The organism is Microvirga sp. GN3, from assembly GCF_055792825.1.
In genome coordinates this window covers 1-7,362 of the sequence record NZ_JBVVAK010000255.1, presented here as the reverse complement: position 1 = coordinate 7,362, position 7,362 = coordinate 1, and the positions used below count along the sequence as shown (strand labels likewise).

Annotated in this window: 8 protein-coding genes and 2 pseudogenes; 4 read left to right on the top strand and 6 right to left on the bottom strand. The window is 59.7% G+C overall.

From position 1 onward, the window contains the following. A pseudogene (locus ACS5Q1_RS45375) lies at positions 1 to 137 on the bottom strand (IS630 family transposase); the annotation flags it as partial. 115 nt (positions 138 to 252) lie between these two features. On the opposite strand from ACS5Q1_RS45375, the gene ACS5Q1_RS45370 reads away from it, so the two are divergent. Both ACS5Q1_RS45370 and ACS5Q1_RS45365 read left to right on the top strand, forming a co-directional pair. Then, positions 253 to 447 (top strand): hypothetical protein, encoded by a 195-nt coding sequence (locus tag ACS5Q1_RS45370; protein WP_473104371.1) that lies wholly within the window; start codon positions 253 to 255, stop codon positions 445 to 447. Positions 448 to 504: 57 nt separating this feature from the next. Next, complete coding sequence (locus ACS5Q1_RS45365) at positions 505 to 663, top strand: hypothetical protein (RefSeq protein ID WP_473104370.1); 159 nt, start codon at positions 505 to 507, stop codon at positions 661 to 663. Positions 664 to 994: 331 nt separating this feature from the next. Here the strand turns inward: ACS5Q1_RS45365 and ACS5Q1_RS45360 are convergent, their stop codons facing one another. Then, positions 995 to 2,029, bottom strand: coding sequence for a YihY/virulence factor BrkB family protein (locus ACS5Q1_RS45360; RefSeq protein ID WP_473104369.1), 1,035 nt, complete (start codon positions 2,027 to 2,029; stop codon positions 995 to 997). 146 nt (positions 2,030 to 2,175) lie between these two features. On the opposite strand from ACS5Q1_RS45360, the gene ACS5Q1_RS45355 reads away from it, so the two are divergent. Continuing rightward, positions 2,176 to 2,355 carry a hypothetical protein gene (locus tag ACS5Q1_RS45355; protein WP_473104372.1) on the top strand — a complete coding sequence of 60 codons (180 nt, stop codon included), beginning with the start codon at positions 2,176 to 2,178 and terminating at the stop codon, positions 2,353 to 2,355. On the opposite strand, the gene ACS5Q1_RS45350 is transcribed toward ACS5Q1_RS45355, so the two are convergent. The 3 genes from ACS5Q1_RS45350 to ACS5Q1_RS45340 form a co-directional block, all read right to left on the bottom strand. Then, positions 2,352 to 3,560 carry a sensor histidine kinase gene (locus ACS5Q1_RS45350; protein ID WP_473104368.1) on the bottom strand — a complete coding sequence of 403 codons (1,209 nt, stop codon included), beginning with the start codon at positions 3,558 to 3,560 and terminating at the stop codon, positions 2,352 to 2,354. The genes ACS5Q1_RS45355 and ACS5Q1_RS45350 overlap by 4 nt on opposite strands. An 84-nt stretch (positions 3,561 to 3,644) precedes the next feature. Beyond that, complete coding sequence (locus ACS5Q1_RS45345; protein ID WP_473104367.1) at positions 3,645 to 3,962, bottom strand: DUF1330 domain-containing protein; 318 nt, start codon at positions 3,960 to 3,962, stop codon at positions 3,645 to 3,647. A 102-nt stretch (positions 3,963 to 4,064) separates the two neighbouring features. After that, positions 4,065 to 5,066 carry an adenylate/guanylate cyclase domain-containing protein gene (locus ACS5Q1_RS45340; RefSeq protein WP_473104366.1) on the bottom strand — a complete coding sequence of 334 codons (1,002 nt, stop codon included), beginning with the start codon at positions 5,064 to 5,066 and terminating at the stop codon, positions 4,065 to 4,067. Between the two features lie 795 nt (positions 5,067 to 5,861). On the opposite strand from ACS5Q1_RS45340, the gene ACS5Q1_RS45335 reads away from it, so the two are divergent. Beyond that, positions 5,862 to 6,443, top strand: a complete 582-nt coding sequence (locus tag ACS5Q1_RS45335) for a DUF1003 domain-containing protein (protein WP_473104365.1) — start codon at positions 5,862 to 5,864, stop codon at positions 6,441 to 6,443. A gap of 322 nt (positions 6,444 to 6,765) precedes the next feature. Here ACS5Q1_RS45335 and ACS5Q1_RS45330 read toward each other — a convergent pair. After that, positions 6,766 to 7,329 (bottom strand): annotated as a pseudogene (locus tag ACS5Q1_RS45330) (transposase); the annotation flags it as partial. Positions 7,330 to 7,362: the final 33 nt, after the last annotated feature.

Sequence of the window (7,362 nt, the reverse complement as noted above, 5' to 3'; positions counted from 1 at the left end):
GCCGCCTCGGTGCGCGAGGCGCCCTCGTAGATGGCCGCGAGTGCCAGAAGCCGCCGTGCCTGGGGCGCATTCTTCGTCTTCCTGGCAAGCACCCGCAACTGGGGCGCATCGAAATCAGAGCGGAGTGGGATTGGCATGGCGAACCTCTCTGGTTCGCTAAACTGAATCACACCCGCCCCAGTCCGAGAAATCACGAACGAGTCAACCCTTCAGGGACTTGGTATTACCCTCAGGGTAGTCTTGGAGGTTGATATGAAGGACCAGGATATGGTGCTCTCTATCATAGTGAACGCCATCCAATTCGCCCTCCAGCACGCGCGAAAGGATTCCGGCGAACCGGGAGATGTCCTATCGCCCGAGGAGCGGGTGGAGCTCGCAAGAGCAATTTTGGCGGCCCTATCCGAACAGGGTTTCGGGTTCACACGGGCGCCGTCGGAGCCGCGCTGATCCACCACCAGGCGAAGAGGGTTCGGCAAAGAGCACTCCTTGAGAAGGATACGTCCAATGACCACGAAAACTCGTCCAAGCCTGCCCAAGGGCAAGCCCAAGAACGGCATCTCACGATGGGATAACGAGGGAGGCGCTCCTTCGTCTGGCGACCGTTCGCGCAAGCAAGGTGGCAGGCCTCAAGACCGCGACAAGCCTGCCAAGAAGGCCTCCTGACCTCCCACAAGATCCGATAAGGATCTCAGACCTGCCGGTCCAGCACCAGGGCTCAACGTCGCTGGTGATCGGCTCATGGGAGAGATCGTGCCTGTCCTCAACTCTTCTCATGAGTTCTGACGTGGTTCGAAGCCCCGAAACCTCTGCCGCTGTCAGTCACAGTCAGGTTGCTTCCGCTATGTGCAACGAGTGAGGCGTGAGACTGGGTCATCATGATCCTGATAGCGCAGGTGGCACCCTCCCCAGCCTCAACCCGGGTACGGCCCTCCTGCGGCGTTTGCGGGTCCTGCGGATGAGCGTTATCTCCGGACGCGATGTCAGTGCGACCTGGTCAGGCGTGTGACGCGCCGACGTGATCCGCCATGGTGGCGCCGCGAGATCCAAGCGGCTTGGGTGGGCCTTCCGTGCTGTCTTTGGCAGTCTGGTGTTCCATCTCGGCATTGAGCGCGGCGCCGAGAAGGACAATCACCACCGACAGCCAGATCCACATCATGAAGCCGACGCCGGCACCGAGTGAGCCATAGGTCTTGTTGTAGCTGTCGAAGTTGGCCACGTACCAGGAAAACAGCATCGACGCCGCCAGCCAGAGCACGGCCGCCATGGCGCTGCCCCAGGTGACCCAACGCCACTTGGCATCTTGGCGGCTCGGGCCGTAGCGGTAGATGACGGCAAGCCAGGCAAAGACGATAACGAACAGGGCGGGCCAACGCAGCATGCTCAAGAGCCGTTCGGCCGGGGTCACGAAGCCCATGAAGGTGAAAACGACAGGCGCCACCACCACCGCGCCGATGGCCAGGATAACGACGCCAACCATGCCGAGCGTGAGCAGGAACGTCGTGGCGTAGAAGTGCAGCAGGCTGCGCTTCTCCTTCTCGCCATAGACCACATTGAGTGCATCGAAGAGGGCCGCAACGCCCGAGTTCGCGCTCCAGAGCGCAACCAGAAAACCCACCACGAAGGCAAGGCTGAGCGTGCCGCTGTCTTGGGCGATGATCAGGCTGATCTGCTCGCCGATGAGTTCCAGCACGCCGCCGGGCAGAATCCCGGCGAGAAGCGACAGGTGACCCCTGATCGTGCTGGTATCGGCAAAGAGCCCATAGAGCGACACGACCGTAGCGACCGCCGGGAAGACGGCCAGCAGGGCGAAGAACGCGACTCCGCCCGATGTGGACAGGATCCGGTTCTCCGGGACCGACCAAAGCATGCGCCAGAGGATGTCCTTCCAGCCGCGCGCCGGAATATCTGTGGGTGTGCTCGCGTCGCGTCCCCGGCCAGGTTCACGGGCGCGGGCCAGATCGTCCGATGGCTCGCCGCGGGCCGCCTTCTCGCCGACACTGGAGCGCCAATCCTCTGCCTGTTCATTCATCGGAGCCATGTTTCCAAAGGGGCGATGCCTGGCTAATTACGTTGGAGTAGAATATCAGCTTCGAAAGCTCCGCGCTGCTCCAACACGACGCCTCAAGACTTCCTGTTATCCAGCCTCCAGCAAGCATTCGTCTGACTTTGGAGGCAGTGCCAGCAGAGGATAAAACTGCCCAACTTTCTGATCAAATCCGGGAGGGCTATGCCGGTACCCAAGTCTACACTGCGCTATATCAGTTCGGGGATTACTGGAGGTTGGGGCTCCCGCTCTCCTTCATCGTTGTCCTGCTCGGCGTGCCGCTGATCCTGCTCGTGTGGCCGCTGACCTAGCCAGCAGGATGGTTGCGCCCTGACGTTAGCGGAAACCGCACTTGAATCCGCGTCCTCCGGTCCCCCTCAATTGCCAGGGTGCCGTTAAGACTACGGGCCATGCCCTCGATCAGGCGCATGCCCATTGACCCTGTGCGCCGTGTGGCGGGCAGACCCACGCCGTTGTCCTCGATGAAGAGGAGCGCATCCTCTCCCTGGTGGTGCAGCCCGACCCGAATGGTGCCGCGCCGCTTGTCAGGGAATGCGTGCTTGAGCGCGTTGGTGATCGCCTCCCCCGCGATCAACGCCACGTTGATGGCACGATCAACATCCAACGTGATCTCATCTGCGTCGCTCGTGAGGTCAATGCGCTGATCCTGCGGGCTCCGGAGATGGCCGAAGTTCTGGCATAGCTCTGTCAAGTACCCCGCCATATCCACCGACTGCACATCATGGCTGTCCTGCCGATAGAGAAGCTCGTGAATGCGGGCGAGATGATCCAGGCGTTGGATGGCATTCTCCAACGCCTCCGAGACCTCGAAATTGTCCTGACGCCCGATCTGAAGGCGCAGCATCGAGATCGCCATGGCAATGCTGTTCTTGGCCCGATGGTTGACCTCATGCAGCAACACGCTTCTTTGGCTCAGAAGCTGATCCTTCTCGCGGATGCTTTCCATCAAAACCGCTTCCAGAGCCTGCCTGCGGTCGAGTTCGTTCTGAAGTTCCTGAGTTCGTTCCTTGACCCTTGTCTCCAGAACTTCGTTCAGGCGCTGGGTGCGGCGCTCTGCTCTGACACGGCGGGTGATATCCAGAAAGGACGCAAAGTGCTGGATGATGCGCCCGTGCTCATCATGCACAGGGCTGACGAACAGCGCAGCCCAGACCTCACGGCCATCTTTGGCGCGAAGCGACACCTCAAGGTCGAGAGGTTTGTCGGCCCGCATGGCAGCCCGGATGAGCTTCTCGGCCTCAGGGTCCGTGTCCGGACCGGTCAGAAAGAAGTAGTTCTGGCCCAGAACCTCGTCACGGGAGTACCCGAAGAGATCGATGAAGGATTGGTTCACATAGACGATAGGATTGCCGTCAATGGTGGGATCAGTCACCACCATGGGCATGCGGGTGACCTCGACCGCTGCCACGAACGGGCCGCCGCCACGCTGAAAGGCTTTGACCCGCTCTTTGGCTCTTCCCTGATCAGGGTCAGCCGATACTGGCGCAGGCTCCATTCCACGTACTCCGGTCTAAGGTCGAGATTGCGACGTTGGTTGATTTTCCGCGGGCTCGCTTGCCCTCCCAACGCAACTCTGGTCTCAAGCTTGAAGTGGCTCGGGCGTGAATGGCGAGCGCTCAACCAGCAGAATCCTGGCGGCCACGCCGACTGACCGGAGACCTTCGAGAATTCTCTGCATTTGCTCGGATTCTTGCGCCTTGCGAGCATCCTCCACAGTATGGAACTCTAGCATGGTGATCGTGTCCGGGCTGGCGCCATCAGTCGTGCGATAGGCCATAAAGGACACCGCACCAGGGATTTGCAGAAGCTCGGCAATCCAGTCCCGGACCCGCTGGTTGTAGTCGTTCCAGTGATGCGAGTCGGTCGGGCGGTCATACTGAAACATGACATAGGCCATGGGATACCTCCCTGAAGGCTTGCGCCATCACAGCACACCGGAGCAATCCGTCATAGCGCTCAGAAGGATGCGCCCCGTTTCAGCCGCTTGGTCTCGCGAGGATCAGCCGGAGCGACGATTGCTTTTGAGTTCATTGGCGTTGATCACACGGGCCAAGAGGTCTTGCAGGGTCTCACGCTCCTGTTCCGACAGGGCCGCCATCACGCGATCCCGCACCGCAAGAATCGCCGGGTATAACCGTGCATAGAGAACGAGTCCTGCTGGGGTCAGGCTGAGAAGGCGCAACTCGTGTCCGTGTTTCCCCGGTGTCCGACAGACGAGCCCGAGAAGCTCAAGGTGCCGAACCATCCGCTGGGCACTTGCGAGGTCAATGCCGAGCCGTTCGGCCAGTCGCCGCTCGTCGATGTTCGGCGCATCGTGGAGGGAGGCAAGAACCGCAGGCTCGACCAGTGTCAGGCCCTCTGGCTTGGTGACTTCCACCAGCGCGCGGTTCAGGATAGTGTGGAAGCGTTGAGCCAAGTTGAACTCGCTGCGGCGGTGAACCGGTGGCAGCGCCCGAGACAACGGGTGATCAGACGGGTGGGCCAAATAAGCCCGCATGGGCGCATCGAGGTTTTTCACGAGTTGTGCCCCGAGATCATCGAACGCCAGCGGCAGCACCCTGGACACGTAATCATGGGCCGCCCCTGAAAGGCAGACCAATCCCGGCTGTGCCAATTTCTCCATGCGGGCGGCAATGTTCACCCCATCGCCGAACATGTCGCCGTTGCGGACCATGACCTCCCCAACGTGGATGCCGATCCGGAAGATCACCCGGCGTTCCTCAGGGGTTTCCTCGTTTGCCGCAGCAATCCTTTCCTGAATGCCAACCGCACATTGGACCGCATCAACGACGCTGGGGAATTCAGCGAGAATACTGTCGCCTGCGGTGTTGGCCGTGCGACCGCCGTACTGGGTGATTTGCCGATCCATGATCTCGCGGCGGGAGTCGAGCAGGGCCAGAGTTCCGGCCTCATCCGCATTCATCAGGCGCACGTAGCCTGCCACGTCAGCGTAGAAGATCGCTGCGAGACGACGCTGCATGACCGATGCGCGCTTGTTCATCCTCGGATACCGCCCTGCATGGGCCTGCCCAGACCCATGTCGCATCAGTAGAGCCTCTCGGTTTACAGGATAATCGGCCAGTACTGAGTCTCGTTCCTGACCGACAGGCGACATCAGCGAAATTGCAAGGATCCGCTTTCCAGATCAGGGTTCTCTCACCAGTGGTAGCGGATCGCCAGCGTGAAAACGGCGAGAATGCCAGCCATCAGGAGGAGTGAAATCAGCGCTTGGGAAAGCATTACATGACCCCCAAGATCACGGCCCCGCAGAACAGGAAGGCCAAAGCTGCAACAAGGAGCGCTTCGTTTTCGAAAGAAATGTAGGACCTGATTCTCTGAACCATGATGTCCTCCTAACTTTATCGAAGTATACACGTTCAGTAGACGTAAATATAGGATTATCTCAAAGCAAGAATTCCTCCGTATGATCGGAGAGAGCGGACAAGATTTGCATGTGACACAAGAGATTAGAAACTTGGGACGCGGATCGCTATGCTTCCCTGATCCCCTTGGGTGCCGCGTGGATCGTGTGTGCAGCGGGGTCCAATTGGTAGGCTTGGCAATGAAGCAGCCGCCGCCCGGTATTTTGAAGAGTGGCACGGGTCTCAGTGTGCAATAGAAGGTTTTCTTGATCACCTTGGGATACACCACGCGCGTGAACGGGAGCCTTTCGTACAGACTGCGCCTTGTCTGGTTCTCCGAGGCCGCGATGCCGTCCCCGAACGGCAAGCCTCCTCCGATGCCTATGGCTAGAGTAGACTGCAATCTCTGATCAGAGTGACAGCGGAGGGCACTTATGGACGAGGTGACTCAACTCGCTCGGCAGTTGCTGGACAGCGGCGTAACAAGGCTATCTGAACGCGAGCAGCGGGTAATTCTCCACATTGCCAAGCGTTCGCATATCGCCCGAAATGTGAACAGTGTTCTCGAAGAACAGCAGACATTGGGCGAACGCTTCGCGGATCGGGTCGCTCAATTTGGCGGTTCTTGGACCTTCATCACGATCTTCACGGGAATGCTCATCGCCTGGGTTGTCGTGAATACCATTGTCCTGGCCAGCTTCGGTGGAGGCTTTGATCCATATCCCTATATCTTCCTGAACTTGATCCTGTCGATGGTAGCCGCGCTCCAAGCACCTGTGATCCTGATGTCTCAAAACCGACAAGCCGCCAGGGATAGGTTGGCCGCAAGCCTGGATTATGAGGTCAACTTGAAGGCAGAGGTTGAGATCATGGCCCTACACGACAAACTTGACCGCATTAGCATTGAGCAGCTCGAAGGCTTGCTTCAGGATCAGACGCAGCGGGTTGAGGAGTTAGACAAGCTGGTGCGGGCAACCCTCCGAAGCCACTCTCAAGCTGATCTGCCAAGCATTTAGTCCTTGCCGCCCTGAATCACCTGTGAGCAATGGGCGCTGCCACAGGCCTACGCCGACGTGCTCTGCTGCGACAAGTCCATCGACATGGGCCAGCTCGCGCAAGCCCTTTTCGGCTGCGATGCTGCACTGAACTCGTCACCCGCCTTGGCGAAGGTCTGGTAATGGGATGGTCCGGCCGTGCTCCTGCCCCGCTTATTCGTAAGCTGTGGGGCTTCGAGCCACGCAAGGAGCACGTCCCATGTCACGGTCTTCTGCCTCTGCTGTGTTTCGGCGTGCAATGTTGGCTCTGACGCAGTTTTGGTGCATCGGTCGTCGTAAGCTGTCATTCCGTCTCAACCAATCTGGCTTGAAGGAGGTCGAGATGGCCTCTGCCGTACATTTGACGCTTCACGAGCTTGAGTTTCGTGATCTGGCCTTCGGTCTGACCGTTCGACTACGGCAGCGTGATTGCCGCACGAACGGCCGCCTCGTCCTTAGCGATGCCATTGGCAAACGAAGCCACAAGGCTTTGGCGCGCTCGGGCAATCCATGAGGTCAGGTCGGCCTCGCGGCCACTCCGGATCAGGTTCTGAAATTCCTTAACCCTGTCGCGGACACTGACAAAGGCCGGCAAGCCGCTTTCGATGGCTGCGATGGTCACGGTCTCCGTCTTGGTGAGCATGTCTCGCCCCGCACTCATCAGCCGGGCAATGATCCTGGCAGACGGGATGCGCTGAAGCTGCTCGTCTCCAATCCGTTCAGCGCGACGGCGGCGGGTCGACCATTCTCCCACAACGCGCAGCGAACCGCGAAAGCCGCTCGCATACGCCGCCAGAGCTCGGCGCCATTGCGGCACCCGCTGGTCCAGAGGGAAGACATCGCTCCGGCCACCTCGCAGGATCTGCCGTGCCGCGGCTCAGGCCGGCGCGCCGGACGATCT

Coding starts and splice junctions, on each gene's coding strand:
- ACS5Q1_RS45335 (WP_473104365.1), top strand. CDS start 5,862: ATGGACGAGGTGACTCAACTCGCTCGGCAGTTGCTGGACAGCGGCGTA.
- ACS5Q1_RS45360 (WP_473104369.1), bottom strand. CDS start 2,029: ATGAATGAACAGGCAGAGGATTGGCGCTCCAGTGTCGGCGAGAAGGCG.
- ACS5Q1_RS45350 (WP_473104368.1), bottom strand. CDS start 3,560: ATGGAGCCTGCGCCAGTATCGGCTGACCCTGATCAGGGAAGAGCCAAA.
- ACS5Q1_RS45340 (WP_473104366.1), bottom strand. CDS start 5,066: ATGAACAAGCGCGCATCGGTCATGCAGCGTCGTCTCGCAGCGATCTTC.
- ACS5Q1_RS45345 (WP_473104367.1), bottom strand. CDS start 3,962: ATGGCCTATGTCATGTTTCAGTATGACCGCCCGACCGACTCGCATCAC.
- ACS5Q1_RS45365 (WP_473104370.1), top strand. CDS start 505: ATGACCACGAAAACTCGTCCAAGCCTGCCCAAGGGCAAGCCCAAGAAC.
- ACS5Q1_RS45370 (WP_473104371.1), top strand. CDS start 253: ATGAAGGACCAGGATATGGTGCTCTCTATCATAGTGAACGCCATCCAA.